Genomic DNA, 22,888 nt, shown 5'->3' with positions numbered 1-22,888 from the left:
ACCAGCCAGCGGCGGTCCATTTAATTCCTGAAAGATCGCTTCTGGTGGGTAAAGTGCATCGATGTTTCGGATCGCCTTTGAACCCAACTCATAAGGTGTTGATCGGCAGTGTGCTCCCAGCCTTGTCTTTACATCTTTCGAGTACCTGACGTGCTAGTCCCTGGGTGACGGCTGCGATCAGGGCCATGGTAGTGCGATCCCTTCGAAATCCAGGTCGAAAGAGGCCCACGAGAGACTGGCACAGTCGTTGTTTCCGAGGCCGCAATTGATTGCGAGATAAATCATGGCCCGAAGCAACGGTGTTGCGTGACGAATTAGCTGGTGGACCTCATGAGCCTCTAACATCATGGGCCCCTTCTTCTGTTTCTCGCGTCGAAGTACCCGTTTCGCTGGCCTGGTGAATTGCTTTCCAAATCTCAGCGGACGATCAATGAGCTCTTCGTCGCATGCATATTCGAAGACGATCCTGATTCGGTTGATCTCATTCCCAAGACTGCGAAGCCCTAATGTCTTTCCGAGTTCCCTTTTCAACTTCGCGAAGTCTTCAACCTGCAGGTCGTCGACTGCCTGGCTTCGGCCGAAGAACTTCACCAGTGCGTCGCAGGTGTCGATGTAGTCCTTGTGCGTGCTATCCGCAATGATTCCCATTTCGAGTTTGTGGTCTTGCGTGTCACAGAAATGGTTGCACAGCTCGGCGATATTGAGGCAATCCGGTTTGGGCTCCCGAGGTACCCATCCAGCGTGCAAGTCATTCGCTTGAGCTTGGTATTTAGCGAGTGCAGCGTCCGGATCTCTCTCCAGGGCCCAAAGAAGTGAAACTAACGGCGGATCTTCTTGGTCGCTCGCTCTGATGCATGAGGGAAAGTCGGGTATGGTTCAGATGGCATTTCGCCGTTAGACTTAGTGACTTGGCACCAACTCAGCAGGGGCAACAATAAAGAACCGAACAAGGTTCGTCAGTCTGCCCTGACCTGGCGTCCAGGTGTCTTCAAGTGGTGTCAGCGAGGCATTGAGGACGTGCAGAGAATGGCCTTAAGTCTTTGTGCGACAACACCTTGGGCCAGTAGCTCAGTCGGTTAGAGCAGGGGACTCATAATCCCTTGGTCGCGGGTTCGAGTCCTGCCTGGCCTACCTTTTTATTTTGCACAGCTTCAGTCCGAAGTTGTTATTTCGCGGCCAACTTTGTTTTGAGCTTTGTAGGGAGTGTCAGGGAGGGATTATTCCGCAGCGGCATCATCCGGATCGCGATGGATATCGCTGAGCGTGCTTCCCTGCTTGTCCTTCCATTCAGTCCAGCCATTGGCCCTGGCGCCAATTACCATTACTGCTGCTGCACTTGGACTGGAAAACAGATAGTCCTGCAGAAACTCGAACACACCTTCGCGTTCTTCGATGACGCCAGCTTCGATTAAACGGTTGCGTTGCGTCTGCAGTAGTTCTGGTGCTGAGGGGGTTTGCTCAATACGACACTTGCTGCCTTTTCGGACGACAAATCCCTCTTCGACCAGTTCGCCCGATGCGTTACAACCGCGGGTATTGATATAGAATAGCGAACGCTTGTCGTTGCTTCGCGAGACTGGCTCAAACACCGGATACCCCAGCGTTGAAACCAACGTGCTGATCGTCTCAAAGACATCGAGCAACTCCGCTTCCATGGGCTCTGGCACGTAGGTCGAGTTCTCTGGTACCTGGCCGTTGTCCAGAGTATACCGATTCACCTTTTTCACCTGATGCATGCAGAACCACTCCAAGTATCGGATGTGGGCCTGGGTGAAATTCTGGGTTTTCGAGATACAGAAGACGGCGGTCTTCCAAAACGTCTTTTTGCGGTTGTGATCGTCGAAGCGTTTTGCGGCGTCTTCGGTCTGGCCGACGTAAACAATCGGCTTAGCTTCTTCCTCATCTTCGCCAAACAGAAAATAGATCCCGGGGAAAGCCAATTCCCTTCGCAGCTTGCCAAGTGTCAGGTCGCTACGCGGAATGAGTACGGCTTGGACGATCCGCGTGGTGATCTCGGCAATGCGGATGCCTCGTGGTTCGCCGGTCGGCAGATAGATCTGAATGGTCTTGGCGGTGGGACTGGTCATTGGGTGTTCCGTCATCGGGCCCGGCAGATTTGGCCGGCATTCTCGACTAAATCCATCAACTCGATCGATCATTGCGAATCAATGTGAAGGCTCGCTAAAATAGCACGGTTTACCCACTCTCGCTACCGTCTGCAGGACCCCGCCGTCGGATGGTCAACGGGACCGTTAGATCGCAAGTCAACAAAGTGCGGAACGCCAGTTGATCAGGCGGAATCTCCAAGTGGCTGACTGTCACCGAGTAGGTCACCTACCTGCTGTTTGCTCGGCGCCTGGACGATATTCACACCGCCAAGGGAGCCCAGGCCAAATCTGCTGGGGCAGCTGATCGAGGAGCCGATTTTCTCTCCACGGAAGAGCGATTGCAAAGTCATGCACGAGAGACGTCGGATTGCTGAAACCAGGAAACTCGAAGGGCGATTTAACACGTCATTATCTGCCCCTTGGTTATTGACGTAGGCACCGGATTCCTCTGGGGACAACATGAATCGTCTCATCGAAATTGGTTTTGAACCCACCGGGCACTGGCGAACCGAAGGAGATCTTCTCAGGTTCGAGCTACTTCAGAATGCCCAACAGAAGAACGTCTTATATGCCTTCGTCTGCGATGGTGAAATCATGTACATCGGCAAGACTGTTCAGAAGTTAAAGACGCGAATGGCCGGCTATGCCAATCCGGGGGCAGGGCAATCGACCAACATTCGTAACAATCACCTGATCCGAGAGCTTCTAAAAGCGGGCAAAGCAGTCGAGATTTTGGTGCTGCCTGATTCGGGGCTGATGCACTACGGGCAGTTTCATTTGAACCTGGCCGCCGGCCTCGAGGATTCGTTGATCAAGGTGATCGATCCTCCATGGAATGGCGGAAGGATTCGAGACCTTCAGGTCGATGAAGCGTCAGAACTGGATGGTGAGGAACCGGAACAGCTGATCGGTCGATTCCCGATCACTCTACATCCCACCTACATGCGGTCTGGCTTCTTCAACGTTGGCGTCGAATATCAAATGCTGTTGGGCCAAGACGGGGAGACGATTGAGTTTTTCCTGGGTAATGCTGAGACCCCAATCATGGGAACGATCAACCGTTCGGCAAACTCGAACCACACTCCAAGGCTTATGGGCGGTGTCGGTTTGCGGGATTGGTTCCAGGGAGAGTTCGCTGTGGGTGAAGAGATGGCGGTTGAAGTCTCATCTCCAAGGTCGGTACGACTAAGAAAGTTCCACCGGCCGGATGATGGTTACGATCGCGAAACCGGGAGGGCTCGGTCTTGAGTTTAAAGATCCCGCACTCCGTCATTCCCCTGCCCTTCCCTCCGCCAGCTTCAATAACATCTTCCGCGCGGTTTTATCGATGCTGATGACCTCTACGGTTACCTGGGTGTTGAGATCGAGATCGGCGATGGGCAGTGTTTCGTTGCTGGGGCCCTCGTTGGGGATCAGGCCGATAATGGTTGGGGCAAGCTCGATAAATGTTCCGTACGTCATTTGTTGATAAACCGTTCCTGTAGCTGTTGAGCCGATGGGGAAACGGTCTTCAATGTTCTCCCAGGGATCAGGCGAAAGTTGCTTGAGGCCGACCGAAATCTGGTTGGTCGCCTGATCGATTCGAAGGATGACGACTTCAACTTCATCGCCGATTGAAACGAGATCGCTCGGGTGCCGAATCCGGTCCCAACTCATATTGGTGATCAACAACAGGCCGGTGAGCCCGCCCAGATCGACGAACGCTCCGTAGTTGGTGATCCGGTGAATGATGCCGCGGCGGACCTGGCCTTCGGCAAGCGCTTGCAGCAAAGCTTCGTTGGGGGCTGCCGGCTGTTGCTGAAGTAGCTGGCGGCGGCTGAGCACGAGGATACGGCGATCGTGATCGATCTGCAGGATCTCACATTCCAGATCGCGGCCGATGAAATTCTCGAGCTCAGGCGATGGCTCCGTGTCGAGTTCAGTTTCTGGCAGAAACGCGTTCGCACCAATATCGACGATCAGGCCACCTTGAATTCGACGCACGACGGTTCCCTGAACGATCTGCCCAATCGAGAACGAATCGACAATTTCCTCCCAAGTGACCGTCTTGGGGGTCGACCGTTTCGACAACAGCAACGGCTCTAAACGAACCTGGTCGCCATCGACCTGTTCGACCACCACGATTACGGTCTGCCCGACCCGCGGCACATCGTCTCCCCAAGCCGCACGCGGAAGAGACCCTGCAGATTTAGCTCCGACGTCGACAAACACCACCTCACCCTCAACCCGAACGACCTGCCCTTCGACAATCTGATTCACATCGACCGAGTTGTCCGCGCCGAGCAGGTCTCGTTGCCAGTGATTGTCGGGATGATTCGTCATGGATCCGAGGGTTTACATCCTTTACGAGGCGAGGAAAATTGCGGAAGACAGGAAGCATCCGAAGGATTGCTGTGGCTACATTACCAGATGACACCTGAACCTAGTTGACGTGCGTCAGCTAAGACGCATTCTATTCTGGGAAATCGGAAGCAAGCAAAGGCAAACGGTAGGAATGTTCAGTTGTTATCCGTTCTCAGCGCGGCGGAATGATAACGTCGTAGTAAAGTGGGTCGCTCGTTTCGCCTGTTTGCATTGGATTGAAATCCGATTTTGAACGTTTCCAGGTCCATCCTTCGAACACCCTATGGGGAGAGGTGTCGGGGATCCGGCTGGCTTTTGATGAATCGGGACGGCAATCGTCGAGTTCGTTGTTGCTGAGCGGGGTAATTTGACAATCCGAACGCAAGATGCGTAATCGTGATTTCTCACGCAGGCGCTCGTAAAGCGGACGATGCGGCATTTTCCATTCGACAGGCCATTCTTTAACCACGGCATAGTAGCTGACAGGAATCATGGCAATGATGTCATCCATCAACTCCAAGCCATAAGGCGCATCATTGTCTCGGGTCTCATCCTTGTGATAGTACCGTTTGGCGGTCGCATTGTGGCTGCCATGATGCCCAACTTTGTATAGGCGTGTCCGCGTAAAAAGATCTTGGGTGGTGACCGTCGTGCCCTCGACATCAAATTCCAGACCGTACCACGACATCCAGTTGCCTACCTGGGCGTCCCCGACAAAGAACAGCACATCTCCTTTTCCTGGCGGGCCAATTTCCAGAGCGAACGCGAGCGATGTATTGTTTGTGTCGCTGTCGAGGTTCAAGGCAACATTGCTTGCCGCACCCAACCAATCACCATCGATTCTTCGCCAAGGTTCTTTAAGGTAGGCATTCTCGAGAAAGGTCTGGTCTCGTTCTGGGAGGGGGGCATCTGGACAGACCGAAGGTTCGGAGTCGGCGGGCCGCGACGGATAATAGCTATCTTTAATCGCTCGGATGTCGTAACCCTTCTCCCCGAACGGAAGACGCACCGATTGTGGGAGTTCTGTCTCATCGTTATGAAGAGCCGGGCTAAACCCAAAACCATTAAGATTCGAGGCGGGCGTCAGATAAGTCTCGTGATAACTCGCGTGTCCATGTTCGTCTTTTTCACCGCGAACCTTGGAAGGGAGGTCTTTCTTCAAGAGATACTCGTCGCGCGGCGGACCGAGGATATACGCCCTCACTTCCGGTTCGTCCGATATGGGGATTACCTGACCCGGTTCGCAGTACGATGTATCACTCGCCAGCAGTCGAAGCAGGTTAATTGCTTGCTCGCAGGTTGATGGCTTGGTGCGGTCGGCCGCCGCCAACTCACCAGAGAAGCCAGTCGTGCCTTGTCGAATGACACGATCTCTTTCGAGTTCCCGGGTAACATCCGGCTTCGCCTTGCTCAGTTCTTTGATCACGTTCTCAAAGTTTGAATCACGGTCGATTTCATCAAATGTTGAAAACTCCATCGCCGCTTTCAAATGAAGTTTGCCGTTGTTGAGGGTGTCTTTCAGGCCACGGTCATGGAGGTAATCGTAGTGTTCGAGAGCCTTTTCGATGATCCGCTGGGCAGTGCCATGCTTTTGACGGAGCGTATCCGCTTGCTGGTTACCGATTTTTTCGGTCCAACCTAGCCAGAGTTGTTGAATCGCGAACCGATCTGCCTGTTTGGCATTTAGGAAGGGAGTTCCGGACAAGACGAAGCCTGACAGGTGATCCACATGCTCGTGCGTCGCAGCCACGATGTCGAGTTCTCCTGCCGTCGAACGATGAAGATCATTCATCACCTCTCGGAGTCGATCGTTACCGTTATCTTGTCGCCGATGGACACCACAGTCGATCAACATATAAAACGGCTTGCTATTGCGTTTCTTACCGATCGCAATCAGGAAACAATCACCGAGACCTTGACGATACATTCGAACGACGATCTGCCCAGGCTTAGGCTTCAGCACGGAAGCGGTCGATGTCTTAGCCATTAATATCCTCTCGAGTGATCTTCAACGCAGTGGACGCCCACCAACGATTCATGTTTCCGACGACGCTTCTGTGCCTGGGCCGTCAAGCCGTAATGTTCGACTGCCTTAGGACCTGCCATCGCCACCGCTTGCCGGAAGAAGTTCATGGCTCTTTCCAACCGACGTTTACTCAGGATGTTTTTAGTGATGCTGTATTTAATCTTGGCAGATTCCGGATCGAGGATCAGTGTGCAACCTCCGCGATGATAAAATGAAAGTGTTCGATCCTGGTTCTCGGGGTTTGGTTCGTCGCAGTCATTTCGTATCGGTTCGCCGTGTTCGTCGGTTAGCGTAACTTTCACTCGCTGGGTGATCGTGATTAGCAGCTCGGTTTTTGTCCTCCCATCTTCTCGCAAACGAACGGTAGGCTTGATTGCAAACACTTCAATTGGTGGAAATTTCGAACTAGCAGTCATTGGTGCGTTGACGGCCGTGACATCGTAACGCGATTTTAAATAGCTGCGGACGTCGATCCCGAAGGTACTCGCGATCCAGTGGACAGCTTCCGCCACGGAAGCGGGATCTTCTGGCAACTGCCAGGTGCGGAACCGCTCTTGGATCCAGTTATGGAGAAATCGCTTGAATAGCCGTTCCGAGATGTATGTCGCGCGGCGAATATCCCGAATGGCAGACGAGGACGCGGTGAAATTGGACAGTTCGGTGGTTGTCGTTGTCGACATGTTGTCTGGTTGTCCAATCCAGATGGTTTCTAATAACTTGTTGACGGCGGCATCGGCATTACCAATCCTGAAATTGTTGAGGATTTCATCGGCGACCGACTGCATTTCCTCATGCCTACTCGTCATAGCGAGAGTTCGGGGCGTTTCTGCTTTCTCGTCTTCCTCATCGGTTTCCGGGACAAGAAGGTCAGCTAACTCGCCTAAGCCTGAGTCCGTCTGGAAGATATCCGCCATCGATCGCAATAGTTTCGAAGGAGGTGTGAAATAGGTGAGTGGTGAGCTATCGGAAATTGGCCTCTTGAAGTTCGACCAGCAAAGGGAGTCCTCAGAGAGTGAGTAGACATCGAGTGGATAGATCCCGCGGGAGCGAAAGGCTTCGATAAAGGCGACGCGATAACCGCCTGAGTCATTGGGGTAGAGGTCTTTATCGGCTGTGACCAGGGCCCGGAAGTAGTCACCGAAAGTCAGATCGACGGGGGGAACATAGTCGATCGCTCGAACGCATATGCTCAGGACTCGCTGTGCAGATCGTGTGGCCTCATCAGCAAATCGTTTCGCGAGATCGGGATGGATATCACCATCGGGAAGGATTCCGGTTCCTTTTGTCGCGATGCGACGTAGATCCGCGACGCGTCGTTCATAAATTCTAATAAAGGCGTCGAAGACTGCGGCCACCAGGATGGCACCGCGCGCATGTGGTTCGTAGGTCCTTGCAAGTTCTGAGGGATCAGGCGGCAAACGATGCCCGTGGTCATCGAAGACTCCCAAAGCATTTCGTAGCGCCTCGCCTTGACCCGTTGAACGAGCAAATTGGACTGCCAATTGTGCCAACAAGCCATCTTGCTGTAGATCACCACGATTGGCTTGGATCTGTGAATGCAGCAGGTCGGGTAAAGTGAAGTGCTGGAAAATTGCCACGATATCGGCGAATGCCTCATGGAAGGCGAGCATATCGATGTTAGAAACGGAATCGAGCAGACGGCGATTCATACCATCAAGAATGGCGTGTGTCGTTTCGTGAGCGATGATATCGTGCGATAAGCAAGTAAATACTAATCCACCCGGTAATTCCGCCAAAGTATCATTGGTCGATGCGTTGAAGTAGCCGAATAATAACGCAAGTTTCGACGGCGAATAGTAAGCATTTTGCTGCCGTAACGCATGCGGATAAATGCTTAGGCGGGGAACGAACCGATCGTCTGTATTTTCTATTCGCAGACCGTTTTCGTCCCGATAGCGTTCTCGCCAGAGCATTCGACGTCCCAAAATGCGTTCGAAATTCTCGATCGTTTTCATCGTCACCGCATAGACCATTTGCTGGTGAAACTGCGGGTTGCCCAAGGAAGGGGAAAGTCCGTTTTCGGCGAGAATCGTGGAATGATTCAGATCGACGGGTGCATAGAACCGTTGACTGGCAGGATCGATGTCGACGACCTGAACATATTCGCCAACGGGACCTGCCGTCAGCAGTTCTTCCCATCGCACACGAAGTTCGGCGACGCTGACATCCATGTGCTTGAGCTGGGTCGCTAACGATGGATCGAGAGTGAAAACGCGGAGTCGCCGTGTTGCGGGTGCTGCAAGATCGTTGCTGTTCGCCATGGAGCCAGTTTTCAAAAACGACGTGGATTAAACGAAACCAATTCTTCCGATGCCACTTTAGATTCCGACGTCCTGGTAAGGAAGCGTTTCTGCTCTGGGCAAATCGGAGCGGTAGTATTTTCGGATCGATGCATCGCCGATCGCGAATCCCAAGTTGATCAATTGCTGCTGAGTCAGGCTATCGATTTCTGCCAGGCGGGTATCGATGCCGGAAAGCTTGTCTTGTGCGTCGTCGTCAATCGAGAATGCAGAATCAATCTTGAAGTCGCGAATCCTTGATTCGACACCCCAGTAGGCGCCAGATCGAAGTTTTTGGTGGAACGCGCCAATCAATTGCCGACGGCGAATACTGGAGTTTTGCTGCTGCAAAATCTGAATCACCCGGTACGAATGGCGAGGCCAATCATCCTTTGGGTCGGCCTCCGGAGGAGTTCTCCTTCCGCCGTCACTGACCAGCAATATCTTGTATCGTTTGTAGGCGGTCTCAAGTCCCAGGTTGTCGTATACACCACCATCGGTCAGCAGCGCGTCACGGCGATGGGCGTCATCGATTAGTCCAACCTTCCCACGTGAAGTGAAATCACCCGGATCGACCGGTAGCAGAAAGGGGGACAGGTAAGGTGGGAATGCGGTCGACGCGGCGACAGCATCGGCTAGGGCGACCTTCGGGTTGTTAACCAGACCGACAAGGTAGTCGCCCATGTATGGCTTCGAGAATCGCCAGAGTACGCCTGTCTTGACGTTCGTTGCATTGAAGACCCAGCGTGGTTCATCGGGCAGATCTTGAAGAGTCTTGCCCTGAAAAACCGTGTCATAATGGCTTGCCACAATGTCGCTGATTCGTCGAAACGGGTTTAGGCTACCCCAACCCACGGCGGGCACATCGATCGTGGTCGAGCATAGCCCGCGGATTGGATTGACCACGTTTTCAATGAAGGCTTCTTCAGAAAAGTCGCGTTCCACAAGGCGATACCAATTCATGCCCAGCACGGCTGAGGTAATTGAGCCGCCGGAGACGCTTGAGAACCTTTTCACCTCGCGGAGTAGCCCGGCCTGGTTCAGCCGCCATAGCCCACCCAGGTGGAAGATTGTCGCTCGAAACCCTCCGCCGGAGAGACAGCAGGCAATTCCCTCTTCCAGCTGACTACCATCATGCGATGCGTCTGGCTCCGAGAAGCGATCCTCGGTGGGGCGAACTGGGTCGTGATCGAGGGGGGTAGGTGTAGGCTGCACCAAGATCTCCAAACTGTTGGAACGTCTCATGTTGAATGCTATCAACAAACGCTGCTGCGAATGCGTGTAGCTTAAACTAGGGGGTCCTAATCGCTCCTGTCAACCATTTTGGGGGTTAATTCACAGGATGATATCAATTGAGGTAGGAAGAATGGGTGGTTTGGGCAGAAACGACATGTACCCCCTTAAAGTGGAAAGTTATCCCAGCTGATTGGCGATGATCATTCTGAGTAATCGCTAAATACCTCATAGGAGGTGAGTTCGCGAATGTTTCCTCGACCAGCTTTGAGAAATTAGGACGCCCCCAATGTCTCGTTTGCTTATCGCATCAGTTCTGTCAGTGCTGATGAGTGTTTTGTCGAACGGCTCGCCGGCTTATAGCGGCGACCTGTTCTTTATGCATCTGTTTCAACAGCAGAAGCCCAAGACGGGTGAAGATGGATGTGTTGAGAAGGTTGCCAAGGAAATCGACTATCTCGAGGCAATGATCGACACCTACGGAACCATTGTTCCGAAGCATCCTGATGTCTGGGGCGAGGCGCGCCTGACCAAGCATCGCCAAGAGGTCGAACGAGAGTTAGAGAAGGATCTGGGACTGTTTCAGGAAACACTCAACGGCGCCCTGCGGCGAAGTGATCAATCGTACTTGAGCGCCGCCATGACCATTAGTTCGGCTTCCGGCGGGGGAACAGCGCCGAGTCTAACGAATAAGATCGAAGTGATGGAAGTACCTGAAGGTGCCATCAGCCGTACGGCACCAGGTCGAGTCATCAATAGCTTTGGTTCGAGTCTCGCGAATGGGAAAATAGAGTCGATATCGCTGGAACCAACGGTAGTTCTGGAACAAAAGTTCCGTTACCTGAACTTGCTGAATGAGCTACGGCGGATCAATGAAGGAGATGATACAGCCGACTCGCCAGGCTACTCGCTTAACCTGGTTCGCATTCCTATTTCGGTACTGCCAGGTAAGAAGACGCAAAAAGGCTTTGGGGCCGAGATCACGCTGACGGCAGAAGCTCACCTCACCGATCAACTTATGCCATCTACCTTCCGCAATCTTGTCATCAACGATGTTGTCGATATTCTGGCGCTGCCAGGTCGAAAGATTCTGGATGATAAAGATCTGCTGGACAAGGCACGCTTGTACTTGCAGTACAAACGCGGCGAGATTTCGATCGAAGAAATGCTGCCGAAATTCAATCTTAATGTCTCGAAGATTAGGCCCATGAAAGACCATCCAGAGCGGTTTGAGACGCTGACGCAGTTGGAATGGTTGGCGAAAGCAGACGCAAAGATTACAGAGGCAGCGACGACGTCGTTGAATAATGTCGTTCCTGAAACGTATACCGGGGCCATGGTGTCCGGGCGATCATCTCAACCACATGCCGCAATCACTCCAACGGAAGTGGTCGATGTTTACGGAGTCACGCCGATGCATGTCGTTGCCGTGGCTGGACAGAATGTTTTTCAGCGTGATCCGGTCAATCAGCATGCTCCGCATTTGGCTGATATTGAATCATTTTTGTCTTGGGAATTGAATAGCGCTTATGACTTCCTGTCGCGGCCAGACACGCAGTTTCTATGGGATGCGTATTGCACCGAGGAGTTAGTCGAAGCCGTACGACAACGCCGGCGTTTTCTTTCTGGACCTCACTACGAAAAGTATCACGATAGAATCGAAAGACTTGAAGGCAATCAACGCCAGCGGTCAATCGATGACATTCGCGATGATTACTTCCGCGATATTGCACAACAATTCCCTCGTGCAACGTTCACCACAACGACTTCGTTGGCCTGGTGCATTCTGGTCAATTCGGCGCTGCTGAATGATCGGTTGCTTGAGGACATGCGAAAGGTGTCGGCCGAGTCTGGTGCGTTTCCTGCTCCGGAACGTTGGCTGGAATGCTTCCACCCAATTCCACGAGACTCGGAAGCGACAATGCTGTTCAATCAATATGTTCAGGCCCGCTGGCCGGTACACGTGTTTGCGTTAGACCCCGTCAATGACGAACAAAACATTGCCGAAGTGTTCAGCCAGCGACGTGAAATGCAATTGGCCATGGCGGCTGGCGTTGCTTCTGGCAATGTTTCCGCTCGAACTGCGATGAACTTTGCACGACGCATGGAGCTCGATCTCGAGACCATCGATCTCAACCGCAAGACGGTGGCATTTGCGCATGGGCAAAATGTTTTCGGTTGGAGATTCTATCCGCGATTCCAATCGCCACGTGTGCCGAGCACGGTCGGAGCGATGGCACAAACGGCTCTGGGGCTGGGGCAAAGCGACCATGCGTTGCTCAATGATCGGCGTCTGGAGCCTGGCATCCGTGAAGTAACGGCCGTGGTTCTGATGCCCTCGTTCGTGTCGCATGTCACCTTCGACAGTCGTGCCAACTGGTTCAAGCTGACGAATCCTCGCCACAAAGAACTAACGATGCACGATTCGATGCAGATCAGCAAAGTCTGGCAGTCGATTGCTACCTGCATGCCGAACCTGAAGTCACCCCAATATTATCGTGCAGAAGATGTGGCCTGGCTGTTGAAGTCGGTCGAGCAGATCGAATCGCGCTTGCCGCTCCAATCGATGATGGTAAGCATTCCTTACGAAAACACGTTGGGTGGATTCGAGATGTTTAATAGTGGTGTGACCGATCTGGCACCCTCGCTGAACGGTTGGTACGGCGCCCCTGGGATCAATGTCACGACTAGCGTGGTAGGCTGCTTGTGCGGCGAAGACAAGTGTCCGAAAGAGGGTGGGTTGCCAGCGGAGGGTGTTCCGAATTATGGCACTCCGAATGCTGCGGGAACCTGCTTTGGAACGACCGTGTTCCTGGTCGGTACGAATTTCAGCGTGCATGATACCCGTGTTATTGCCGGTGGGCGTTCGGTTCCGTTTCAATTGCTAAGTCGGCGGATCATGCAGGTCACCGTTCCACCGAATGCGAACCAGTTGATCGAATCACTGCCTGGTGATGGCAAGCGAGCGGTTGTGGATCTGCACGTCGCGACGCCGTATGGTGTCTCGAATCACCTTCTGATTCCCGCGGTAGCGCCGGCGAAGAAAGATACTCCAAAAGAGGCCAATGCAGAGGGCTTCGCATGGAAAAAGACCGATTTCAAGGCGGTTGCCGTTCCGCAGTACGATCCTGTGGCTGGCAAGCTCGCCTATGCCATTGTGGTGACGGAAGGATCACAAAAGGAAATGGTGATTCAGAACAAGAGCAATCTTCCACTGCCGGAACGTGGCAAGATCGTTGCGGTTCTGAAGCAAGACGGTAAGTCGTTTGCCCAAACCAGCCAGTTTGATTTCTCGATGAACGAAAAGAAGGAGTTGATTCTTCACGCAAATGTTGTCGATGGGCCTCCACAAACGTTGCGAGTCATGCTGGAAGAGGTCACCGCAGCGATGATGAAAGTGATCAAGCCAGATTCTCATCCTAAGAAAGTGACGATCGAAGGCTTTCTCCTGATTGCCGATTGGCCCCCAGTGCCGCTGCTCAAGCCGATCGAGATCGAGTTGACGGTCTTGCCAGTCCCGTTGGAAGTGGAAACGCAGCTGACGCCGGACGCAAAGCAACCGGCGGAAGCAGTTGAAAAACCGATTCCGGCGGAAGCGAGGTTCGATAGTGGCAGATCGATGTTGCGAGTCCACCCACCACAGCGTTTGGAGCAGATTCCGATCCGCCCTGCCTCGCATGAATCGGTAATATTGCGACGCCTTCCAATCCCTCAGTAGCCTTTCGGCGGCAGGAATGAAATAAGAAAGCCCCACCCGCAACTCTGGTGTGCCGGTGGGGCTGTGACGTTTCCAAACGATCCGATTTCGTCTTACGGGACATCCGTGATCGAACGAACACCGCGGATGCCGGGCAGGCCGGTATATTTACCACGTGTTCCGGTGATGACGACACTCTTGCCAATCGCTCCCGGATTTAACTTAGGAGCATAGACAGCACGCTGCGATTGAGGAAGTTGGACATACAACACGATGCTCGGATTCTGGGGATCTGCCAATTGCAGGCCGTACTGATCGTTGTGTTCTGCAGCAATCTTGCCTTGGACTGAAATCAAGGTTCCTTCGGCAATTCCTAAAGCGTCAGAGACGCCGACTGTGGTTGTCGGAAGACTACCACCGCCATGGTGTCCTGCTCCTGAATTGCTGGGGAATGGGGCTCCGTACGATCCTGGGGCAAATGTGTCGGAATCCCACGGATCGTAGTTGCCCGAGGGCTGCGACCAAGGACGCCCATCGGCTGGATCGTCTTGCTCGATCGGTGCCATCGCGTTGGGAGTCTTAACCCCAGGAGCATGACCATTTGTCCCATCGAAGTGCGTGTAAGACTCCGGTGTAGCCAGCCAATCGACAATATTCAACATGATGACTTTAGCGGAACCACCATTGTTCCAACCGTTGTGTAACGGTTTGTTGGTGCCACCACGCTCGTCGCGGTACTTGGGCGTGATGTCTTCGATAGGCGACGAATCTCCAAAGAAGGCAGCTTTGCCGGCACCCGACTTCGATATTGCGACGAGGGGGCCTTCGTCGCGGCCACCAAAGTAAAGCCCGTTATTGGCTCCTTCGATGGCCTTTCCCCAGCTCTTCGCAGGATCGGAATCTGCTAAATATATCAAGCCTTTTGCGCGATCGGGATCGACAATGGCAAGCGTAGCGCTGGCTGCCATCAGCACCGGCGTGGCACCCACCGTCAGGTTTTCTGCATCATTTGGGGCAACAATGTCAGAGGCACCCGCCAGGCAATTAATGGCATTGAAACGGAAACGAATTCCAAACTGTTCTACCAGCCATCCTGCATCGGCACTTCCAGGATTTCGTAAATCGCCGTAGGGACTTCCCATATCGAAAACAGGTTCGGTCGAGCGGTTATAGCCGTTGAAAACCTCAGTCGCGTCCCACGAGTTCAAGTTGCGATCGGCGTTGTAGTGATCGCCAATAAACAGCAAGCCTTTGCCAGCGGCCACGTACCTTTCCAAGGCGGCACGTTCGTCCTCGCGGAAAGGCCGATTCGATTCCGCCAAGACAAAGACATCGCTATCTTTAATGGCGTCGAAATCAATGATAGCTTCATTTTCCGGATTATTACTGGTTCGATCATCGAAGAAGCGAATGATTCCATCCTGGTTCTTGTCGACGCCACGGTATTCTTTCACTTCGTATCCCTGGGCTGCCAACGCATCCGCGAAGTCAGAGAAGCCGCCATCAATCACCCAGTCCGCATTGCCCTGGGTACCACCATGCGAGACATCGAACAGGATTGACTTTCCGTTGGCAGTTGTTGTCGGCGTCTTCACTGGTGGAGGTTGGTTCCAGTGATAAGGGGTGTTTGCCGGTGCTGCGGTTGGAGACGCCATAGGTGCCATTCCAACTGGAACGACGGCCAGCATTGCAGCCGGTTGGGAAGGCGCTGGCGACACCGCAGGGGTGATCTCGTCGGTCTTGCGCGTCGTGACATGAATACTTCCATTCTGCCTGCACGACAGCGTGATTTGACCATCCCAGCCCGTGGCATAGATATGCTTCGTTACCTGAAATAACGAAAACCGCTGCCCCCCTTCCCCGACGCGAACATCCATCGGTCGTTCGCGCTCGCCACTGATGGCGTTGCTGAGCATCTCGATTACATTGCGATTGGGATGCCCATACGAAAACGTATTGAACCCACGTTGCCGACCTTGACCGAACTGGGGGATACCGACTGAGATGACTGCCACTTCAGGCGACATCGCATCGACAAGCGACTGGATCGTTCCATTCTTGGAGCCATGGTGGCCGACCAGGTAAGCATCGACATTCAAAAGGTCGGTGTCTTTGTAGAAGGCGACCAACGTCTCTAAAGCGGGCTCTTCCAAGTCGCCTGTAATCAGAAGCGATGACTTACCAAAGTCGACACGAACTACCAGGCTGTGATTGTTCAGATTGTCGAAGTCGCGGTCTTGCCAGCCTGGGTTCTGCTGCAGACCACCCGACAAAATGCGTATCTCGGGATCGCAATCAGTGCAATGAATTGGGTCAATGTCTCCATTGGTCAAGCCATAGCCGGCAGCCGTCACGTCGGTATCGGAGACGCTAATCACATTCAGATTGTGGGTCGCTGCGTTGTTAATGGCATATTGAATTCCTTCCTTGCCCGAGCCCCGGACAAATCCGTTATAGATGAAGTTTTTGACACGGCAGGTTTGCAGCACGCGCTGAATACCACGCGTATGATCAATATGGGGATGCGTGATTACCACGGCGTTGAGCGTATTATTCAGGTCCGCTCGCCGCGCAAAGAAGTCGCGCAGCGAATCGGCGAGTTCATCGGGGCTTTCGTCATCCTGGCCACCGGTATCGATTAGAATTGCACCGCAAGGAAATTCTAGTAAAGCACTTGAAGCTTGCCCTTGATCAAGGAAGTGGACGTGCATCTCGGGCTCGGCGGCCTGAGCAGTAGTCGTCCAGCAGAAGCACCAGATAAGAAGGGTGACTTGTAAACCGTACCTGAGTCCGCGAAACATGGAATAAGTTCCCTCTGAAATAAGTAGATGGCTGTCCACATTGCGAGGGATTCTCTCACAGTGCAAATGTAGCGGCAACTATATCGTGACCTCATGATAGTAATGAAACAGTGAATATATGTTAGCGCGAATATACAATGTGGAAGGTGGAGTATGATGCGGACATGGGGGGATCGGAGGGATAGGGTAATTGCGTCAAGGTGATTGGGCACAAAGAACGGGGATGCCCGAGTCCGGCGTTTCAATCTCCTGGATAATCAGAACGATAGGCGGCTCCTTCTCTTCCGAATGAAAACTTCGCACCGATTTCTCAATGCTGGGATCTCAAATCGTTTCCCGAGGCAGCAACATTTCAATGCTTTTCCGAAACACCTGAGCCGATCCGACGGCCTGCTTTCAGCGAGGGCAAACTGACCTGGCTATCTACAGTAGGAGCCTGCTGACTTGGTGCTATGGCTAACGGGTGGCTCAAGTCGCGATGCGAATCGGTTAGAAGACAAACGCTTTCGAGTCGGCGATTGAACAGCCAGGATCGATGTTGCAATAGAGTTGCCTGTTCTCGATGAGATCGAAACACCGGTCGCTCAAATGGCCTCAGCATATTCGGCTCTTGTGTTGGGGAAGTGGATCGCTGGTCGCATCCTTTGACAGAGTTCGAATATGCGATCACAGGGATCTTTTATTCATCAAACATTCAACCAGATTCGTTGCGATCAGGCAGGCGACGCGATTTAATGTGCCGGAGGTTTTGTTCGAGACATTACTCTGGTGGAGATAATCGCGATGGGACGACGAACATTCTTGAGCATGCTGCTCACTTTGGTGCTGGCCTGTCCGGCACTGGGGGCCGACTTTGTGACGGTGGGCTTCTGGAACATCGAGCACCTGGGGGCCACAAATTCGGCTCAGCGACCGATTGCCCTGGCCGAGTACATCGCTGCTTCCGGCGTCGACGTGTTGGGATTGTGCGAAATCTACGATACCGATGATGGCCCAGAGCGGCGGAACGAACAACTTGATACGGCGTTCGCAATTCTGAACGAAGAAGATGACGTCGAGTGGAAGTACGAGTTGCTTCCGAATCGAGACGCTGACGACAGGTCGCAGTTGTGCGCGATTGCCTGGAATGCGAAGCAGGTCACACGAGAAGGCAACGCGTTTCCGATCGACTTCGACGACGATCCCAACGACGAGTTCTTCCTGTGGGATCGTAAGCCGCATGCCGTGAAGTTTTCGACCGGTAATGGGCGGACCGATTTCGTCGTGATTCCGGTGCACATGAAATCGAACGTCAAACCGCGTGACCAGGCCCGAGCACGCGGGCGGACCGGCGAAGAGTTCGGTGCGGGTCAACGAGAACTCGAGGCAGCGGCATTGGTCGCGAAGCTGAACGACGTGCGGACACACTTCGGCGGCGAACAAGACCTGATCATTCTGGGCGATACCAATATCAAGCGTCACACCGAGAAGGCGGTCGAGCTGATCACCGACGCCGGCTTTGTCGATCTCAACATCGAAGACTTCGACACGTACCTGGGGGATGGGGCTCCCTTCGATCGGATCTTCGTCTCGATCTCGAAAGAATTTGTCTTCACGCGGCAGCGCGTGCTGGTCGACAGTGCTCCGAAAGAACATCGCGAGTACCTGTCGGACCATTACGCGATTTCCACTACGTTCCGCACCAAAACGGACGACGACTAAGCGACCGATCACCCTGGGCGCCGCCGGACTTTGACAAACCGGACAGTGTCGCCCAGGGAAAACCTGACCGGTTGTCAATTAGGCCCCGACCTACAGCCAAGAAAAAAGCTGCTGCGGAACTAGGTCGGCAGCAGCTTTCGGTGTTGAATTGGTCGATTGAGAAGGACTATTTACCTTCAGCCATCAAGGCTTCGATTTCGTCCGCTTCGACCGGGATGTCGCCCATCAAGTCGACCGGGCCGTTTTCAGTAACGACGATGTCGTTCTCGAGTCGGACGGCAAAGCCTTCGTCCGGCAGGTAGATGCCTGGTTCGACCGTCAGCACCCAGCCTGGGGCGAACGGCACGTGCGGCAAGGCAACGTCGTGGACGTCGATCCCGATCGAGTGTCCCAGGCCGTGCATGAAGTATTTCTTACAGGCAGGCTGGTCGCGAGTATGCTTGGCGACTTCTTCCTTGGTCAGCAGACCGAGGCCGAGCAACTCTTCGTTGATCATCTCTTGGGCTTCGTACTGCCAGTCGCGGTGTGACTTGCCGACCACGGCGCCAGCGATCGACTGCTTCATCACCCGCAAGACGGCGTTATAAACGTCGCGCTGGCGAGGCGTGAACTTGCCGTTGACAGGAATGGTTCGGGTCAGGTCTGAGTTGTAGTTTGCGTAGTTCGAGGCAACGTCCAGCAGCAGCAGGTCGCCATCGTTACAAACCTGATCGTTGTCGATGTAATGCAGGCCGCAAGCATTCTTGCCGGAAGCAATGATTGGCGTGTAAGCGAACGCACCACGATTGCGGATGAATTCGTGCGCCAATTCTGCTTCGACTTCAAACTCGGTAACGCCTGGTTTGACGAACTTCAGCAAGCGCTCGAAGCCCTTCTTGGTGATCCCGCAGGCATGGCGGATCAGTTCGACTTCCAGTTCCGATTTCTCGGCCCGCAGGGCATGCAGCATCGGAGCGAGCCGTCGATAGGTATGCAGGGGGAACTGTTCCTTGCACTGCTTCACAAAGCGATCGTCGCGCGTTTCAACCAGGTTCGAGGCACGACGATGTTCGTTCTGATTGAGGAAGACCTGTTCGGCGCTGATCATCAGATCGCGAAGCACGGCCGGGAACTCCGACAGCCAGCGAATCGAGCTGACGCCCGAGACTTCAGTGGCTTCTTCCTTGGTCAGCTTCTGACCTTCCCAGATCTGCATCAGCTCGGTCGGCTCGCGCAGGAAAAGGATCTCGCGATTCTTGGCCTCGTAGGCATCGGGGAACAGCAGAAGGATCGATTCTTCCTGCTCGATACCGGTCAGATAAAACAGATCCGCATTCGGTACGACTTTGAACGTGCCATCCGCGTTGGTTGGCAAGACGTCGTTGGAATGCAGAATGGCGAGCGAGTTCTCCGGCAGAAGCTGCTTCAGTTTGGCCCGGTTCTCGACGAACAATTCGGACTTGATGGGAAGATGACGCATCGAGTTGTTTTCCTTCGAACAAGTTAGAGGATCGACGAAGCTGCAGGGGATGCTCTGTGTCTATTGTAGCAATATGCGCACGGTCCAGAACTGCCCGGGTGGCTACATTCTGTTCAATTCTCCCCCGAATGAGAGGGGCGCCAGAAAACGTTTTTCAGTTGGCGGCAAACTAGCGAGCTGCTTCCCTTGGCCCAGTCTCCCTTCGCATGGGTGGATGTGACGGTTTCTCGTGAAAAAGTCGCTTTTCGATCAGAGCAACTCGCTGTATCCTCGCTGGCAGCAAGTCACTGTTCTTGCCAACCGGGGAGCCAAAGTTTCGATGCACGATCTGGTCAAATTCTTGAAGTTGCGACGTTCGCTGAACTCGCACATCGATTCGTGCAAGATCTTTCGGGCCTCTCCTGGCTGGTTTCGAGACCGTGTCCTGGGAATCGACTACCGGGTCGACCCCGATACCCCGTGGGAATACTCCGAGATCCTGCTGTCCGAGGCCTTTCACGATGGAGGCCGTCGCGACTACTTCTTTGTTTCTCTGCTGGAAGACTCAGACGACTCAGGCCAGATGGAAGCTGATTTCGGGGCCGGAAAGTTCCTTCGCGAGGCTCGCCCTGGGAACATGATCTTCGGCGACGAAGAGTCGGTCCAGCGGCTGCAAGGCAAAGGGCCGTTCCACTCGAGCATGATCTACATCAAGAAAGATGTGGTGCAGAAATACTTCCAAGAGGCGTCTCAGGGAGCCGATCTTTCGCCGGAACGGATGCTCAGCCAATCGTTCCGCGACAATGCGTTACGCGTCTTGATGAAGCAGTTGATCTATCACTTTCGCCAGCCCGTCGAGACCGGTCAGCGGATGGTGAAAGAGCATTTGCAGGATCTGATCCTGCAGCGGCTAACGCAGTTAGCAGGTCGCCCGGCCGATATTGTCAGCGATACCGATCGACTGCGCGATCAGGCGATTCGTACGGTGATCGACTACATGCACGCGCACTATACCGAGGACCTGAGTCTCGACCAGTTGGCGATCCTGGCGGGGGTGAGTCGAAGCCAGTTCGTGCGTCTCTTCCGGCAAACAACCGGACAGTCGCCCAAGCAGTACCTGATGGGGCTGCGTGTTGAACAAGCGCGACAGCTTCTCAGCGTCGCCGATGGTAGGCAATCGGTGCTGGACGTTGCCCAAAGCTGTGGCTTCTGCGATCAGTCGCACCTCGCTCGCGAGTTCCGCCAGGTTTACGGAACCACCCCTGCGGTGTATCGCCGCGACCAAGGTAAGTGGTTTTCTTAACCGCGCCGCGTTCGATGTTGGCGCTGGCGTCGTGATTGGCTGCCTACGATTTGGTCAGCAATCGGTTGCCTGCCCGTGGTTGTTGCCTCTTTTTTGGTCGAAGCATGTCATCGAAAAGTTGGGGCATGCGCCGTTTATTCTCTATTGATCAACGCCCACATCTGCCACAGGCGGTCGCGGTGGCTGACTTGAGCGTGGACCAGAAGCTCTAACGCGTTGTCTGAAAGGTAGTTATGGTCCTTTCACCCTGCTGGTTGCGGCAAGCAGTAGTTCGTCTGAGAAGTGAGGCGGCACCGACTTTGCAAAATCTTTGGCATCCGCCGGCCCACGTGGCACGGCGACTCGAAGACGCCATTGTTCAACTTTCCAGATTTCATCCTTGAGCCCATCTCGGACTCCGATCGCTAAATGCGGGAGGCAATTGTCTGAGGCGCGGTCGATTTCGATACCCTGGATTCGGAGGTCTCATGAAACGAAACGCTTTTACTCTTGTCGAGCTTCTGGTGGTGATTGCCATTATCGGCGTGTTGATCGCATTGCTGTTGCCTGCCGTGCAGCAAGCCCGGGAAGCGGCCCGGCGGATGGCATGCACTAACAACCTGAAGCAAATCGCGCTGGCGAGTCACAACTATCACGATACGTTCGGTCGTCTGCCGCGGACCGGTACCTACGCCAACTTTCAGTTGACCCACAATGCCGGACCGAACGTGGCGCTGCTACCATTTTTGGAAGCGAAGAACACCTACGAACTGTACGACCAGAATCAGCTTTGGTCGCACGCCAACAACCAGGTGATGAAAGACCTGATGCCGGGCATGTTCACCTGTCCTTCCACGCCGGAAGGTGGTGCTCCGATGAACAGCGGCAATCCCATGTTCCAGGGCTGCCAGACGTCCGACTACTTCTATCCGCTGGGTGCTGCTTCGGATGCCATTCCACCGGTGATTGCCAACGCAATCTTCTCGAACATCGGGTCAGGTGAATGGCGCAAGTTTGCCGGAATCACCGATGGGCTCTCGAACACGATGCTCATCTATGAAAGTGCTGGACGCAAAGACTGGTGGGTCAATAACAGCAAGATGAACGAGAGCATTCGCCCTTCGATCTGGGGACAGATGGAGGCCTGGTACACGGTCGCTCCGTTCGGCGGTTTGGCTTCCAGCTTCATGCGACAAAGCTTCACCTTGAACAGCAGCGATCCGACCGGAACGGCACCAATGATGGTTCCCTTTACCGGCGGCATTGTGAACGTGACCAATCAGTTCGGGGCTCCGTACGGATTTCACCCAGGCGGAATCGAGTTTGCCCTGGCCGATGGTTCGGTGCGGTTCCTGCCGGAAAGCACCAGCCCGGCGATCATCGCTGGCGTGGTGTCGTGTGACAATGGAGATGTGACAGGAGAATTCTAATGCGTTGCGATCGAAAGAAAGCGGCTCTTTCTGTCGCGTTGACATGGATGATGGTGGCAATGCTGCAGGCAGGCTGCGGGCAGCATGACTGGCAGGCACGGACGTTCCCGACCCGAGGCACGATCACCATCAATGGAGAGCCACCTGAGCAAGCGTTCATCAAGCTGATCAAGCTGGGCGAACCGGTCGACGAGCGCGAGTCCGACTGCTGGGCCCTGGTTCAAGCAGACGGAACGTATGAGTTTTCGACGTACGAGAGTGGCGATGGTTGTCCGCCCGGCGAATATGCCTGGATCCTGCGTTGGCCTGCCAACCTGGCGACGATGATGCCTGATCGACTGGGCGAAAAGTATTGGAATCAGGACGACCCCTACATGACCGTAACGATCGTGCGCGGGCAGAACGACTTGCCGGCGGTCGAGCTTACCGGTGTCGCCGTGAAACCCTTGTCGAAGCCGGCCTCGAAGGTCGAGCCTCGGTAACCCTTCCCCTCCCTAGTTCCTTCCGCCTTGGAAGGCGAACCCCCTAG

14 protein-coding genes and 1 tRNA gene are annotated in these 22,888 nt (G+C 54.0%); 7 read left to right on the top strand and 8 right to left on the bottom strand.

Annotated elements, in window-relative coordinates:
* Positions 1 to 177: 177 nt before the first annotated feature.
* Positions 178 to 747 carry a hypothetical protein gene (locus tag AB1L30_RS13830; protein WP_367014010.1) on the bottom strand — a complete coding sequence of 190 codons (570 nt, stop codon included), beginning with the start codon at positions 745 to 747 and terminating at the stop codon, positions 178 to 180.
* A 310-nt stretch (positions 748 to 1,057) separates the two neighbouring features.
* Between AB1L30_RS13830 and AB1L30_RS13825 the strand changes: the two genes are divergently transcribed.
* Positions 1,058 to 1,131 (top strand) — tRNA-Ile (locus tag AB1L30_RS13825).
* A gap of 86 nt (positions 1,132 to 1,217) precedes the next feature.
* Here AB1L30_RS13825 and AB1L30_RS13820 read toward each other — a convergent pair.
* Positions 1,218 to 2,087 (bottom strand): GIY-YIG nuclease family protein, encoded by an 870-nt coding sequence (locus AB1L30_RS13820; protein WP_367014009.1) that lies wholly within the window; start codon positions 2,085 to 2,087, stop codon positions 1,218 to 1,220.
* Positions 2,088 to 2,567: 480 nt separating this feature from the next.
* Here AB1L30_RS13820 and AB1L30_RS13815 point away from each other — a divergent pair, with 480 nt between their 5' ends.
* A complete protein-coding gene (locus tag AB1L30_RS13815) occupies positions 2,568 to 3,356 on the top strand; it encodes a GIY-YIG nuclease family protein (RefSeq protein ID WP_367014008.1) in 789 nt (262 codons plus the stop codon).
* 21 nt (positions 3,357 to 3,377) lie between these two features.
* Here AB1L30_RS13815 and AB1L30_RS13810 read toward each other — a convergent pair whose 3' ends face one another.
* The 4 genes from AB1L30_RS13810 to AB1L30_RS13795 all read right to left on the bottom strand — a co-directional run bounded on the left by AB1L30_RS13810 (position 3,378) and on the right by AB1L30_RS13795 (position 9,992).
* Positions 3,378 to 4,430 (bottom strand): S1 RNA-binding domain-containing protein, encoded by a 1,053-nt coding sequence (locus AB1L30_RS13810; RefSeq protein ID WP_367014007.1) that lies wholly within the window; start codon positions 4,428 to 4,430, stop codon positions 3,378 to 3,380.
* 193 nt (positions 4,431 to 4,623) lie between these two features.
* Positions 4,624 to 6,438, bottom strand: a complete 1,815-nt coding sequence (locus tag AB1L30_RS13805) for a hypothetical protein (RefSeq protein WP_367014006.1) — start codon at positions 6,436 to 6,438, stop codon at positions 4,624 to 4,626.
* A complete protein-coding gene (locus tag AB1L30_RS13800; protein ID WP_367014005.1) occupies positions 6,438 to 8,759 on the bottom strand; it encodes a hypothetical protein in 2,322 nt (773 codons plus the stop codon). The genes AB1L30_RS13805 and AB1L30_RS13800 overlap by 1 nt, the downstream gene beginning before the upstream one ends.
* 57 nt (positions 8,760 to 8,816) lie before the next feature.
* Entirely contained in the window at positions 8,817 to 9,992 is a 1,176-nt protein-coding gene (locus AB1L30_RS13795; protein ID WP_367014004.1) for a patatin-like phospholipase family protein, read from the bottom strand.
* Between the two features lie 307 nt (positions 9,993 to 10,299).
* Between AB1L30_RS13795 and AB1L30_RS13790 the strand changes: the two genes are divergently transcribed.
* Entirely contained in the window at positions 10,300 to 13,728 is a 3,429-nt protein-coding gene (locus AB1L30_RS13790) for a hypothetical protein (RefSeq protein ID WP_367014003.1), read from the top strand.
* 92 nt (positions 13,729 to 13,820) lie between these two features.
* On the opposite strand, the gene AB1L30_RS13785 is transcribed toward AB1L30_RS13790, so the two are convergent.
* Positions 13,821 to 16,508, bottom strand: coding sequence for an MBL fold metallo-hydrolase (locus AB1L30_RS13785; protein WP_367014002.1), 2,688 nt, complete (start codon positions 16,506 to 16,508; stop codon positions 13,821 to 13,823).
* A 783-nt stretch (positions 16,509 to 17,291) separates the two neighbouring features.
* Between AB1L30_RS13785 and AB1L30_RS13780 the strand changes: the two genes are divergently transcribed.
* Positions 17,292 to 18,209, top strand: coding sequence for a hypothetical protein (locus AB1L30_RS13780; protein ID WP_367014001.1), 918 nt, complete (start codon positions 17,292 to 17,294; stop codon positions 18,207 to 18,209).
* 166 nt (positions 18,210 to 18,375) lie between these two features.
* Here the strand turns inward: AB1L30_RS13780 and AB1L30_RS13775 are convergent, their stop codons facing one another.
* Complete coding sequence (locus AB1L30_RS13775) at positions 18,376 to 19,668, bottom strand: aminopeptidase P family protein (protein ID WP_367014000.1); 1,293 nt, start codon at positions 19,666 to 19,668, stop codon at positions 18,376 to 18,378.
* Positions 19,669 to 19,897: 229 nt separating this feature from the next.
* On the opposite strand from AB1L30_RS13775, the gene AB1L30_RS13770 reads away from it, so the two are divergent.
* From AB1L30_RS13770 to AB1L30_RS13760, 3 genes are all read left to right on the top strand, one after another.
* Entirely contained in the window at positions 19,898 to 20,950 is a 1,053-nt protein-coding gene (locus tag AB1L30_RS13770; protein WP_367013999.1) for an AraC family transcriptional regulator, read from the top strand.
* 467 nt (positions 20,951 to 21,417) lie between these two features.
* Positions 21,418 to 22,359: a DUF1559 domain-containing protein gene (locus AB1L30_RS13765; protein ID WP_367013998.1), complete on the top strand. Its 942-nt coding sequence runs from the start codon at positions 21,418 to 21,420 to the stop codon at positions 22,357 to 22,359.
* Positions 22,359 to 22,841, top strand: a complete 483-nt coding sequence (locus AB1L30_RS13760; protein WP_367013997.1) for a hypothetical protein — start codon at positions 22,359 to 22,361, stop codon at positions 22,839 to 22,841. Before AB1L30_RS13765 ends, AB1L30_RS13760 begins: the two co-directional genes overlap by 1 nt.
* Positions 22,842 to 22,888: the final 47 nt, after the last annotated feature.

It is taken from the genome of Bremerella sp. JC817, from assembly GCF_040718835.1.
Taxonomy (GTDB): Bacteria; Planctomycetota; Planctomycetia; order Pirellulales; family Pirellulaceae; genus Bremerella.
The sequence above is the reverse complement of the archived record's forward strand: the minus strand, read 5'-3'. Positions and strand labels throughout refer to the sequence as shown.

Excerpts from the sequence above, each read along its gene's own strand:
- AB1L30_RS13785 (WP_367014002.1), bottom strand. The coding sequence starts at position 16,508 with ATGTTTCGCGGACTCAGGTACGGTTTACAAGTCACCCTTCTTATCTGG.
- AB1L30_RS13820 (WP_367014009.1), bottom strand. The coding sequence starts at position 2,087 with ATGACCAGTCCCACCGCCAAGACCATTCAGATCTATCTGCCGACCGGC.
- AB1L30_RS13815 (WP_367014008.1), top strand. The coding sequence starts at position 2,568 with ATGAATCGTCTCATCGAAATTGGTTTTGAACCCACCGGGCACTGGCGA.
- AB1L30_RS13810 (WP_367014007.1), bottom strand. The coding sequence starts at position 4,430 with ATGACGAATCATCCCGACAATCACTGGCAACGAGACCTGCTCGGCGCG.
- AB1L30_RS13765 (WP_367013998.1), top strand. The coding sequence starts at position 21,418 with ATGAAACGAAACGCTTTTACTCTTGTCGAGCTTCTGGTGGTGATTGCC.
- AB1L30_RS13780 (WP_367014001.1), top strand. The coding sequence starts at position 17,292 with ATGGGACGACGAACATTCTTGAGCATGCTGCTCACTTTGGTGCTGGCC.
- AB1L30_RS13805 (WP_367014006.1), bottom strand. The coding sequence starts at position 6,438 with ATGGCTAAGACATCGACCGCTTCCGTGCTGAAGCCTAAGCCTGGGCAG.
- AB1L30_RS13760 (WP_367013997.1), top strand. The coding sequence starts at position 22,359 with ATGCGTTGCGATCGAAAGAAAGCGGCTCTTTCTGTCGCGTTGACATGG.
- AB1L30_RS13790 (WP_367014003.1), top strand. The coding sequence starts at position 10,300 with ATGTCTCGTTTGCTTATCGCATCAGTTCTGTCAGTGCTGATGAGTGTT.
- AB1L30_RS13775 (WP_367014000.1), bottom strand. The coding sequence starts at position 19,668 with ATGCGTCATCTTCCCATCAAGTCCGAATTGTTCGTCGAGAACCGGGCC.
- AB1L30_RS13800 (WP_367014005.1), bottom strand. The coding sequence starts at position 8,759 with ATGGCGAACAGCAACGATCTTGCAGCACCCGCAACACGGCGACTCCGC.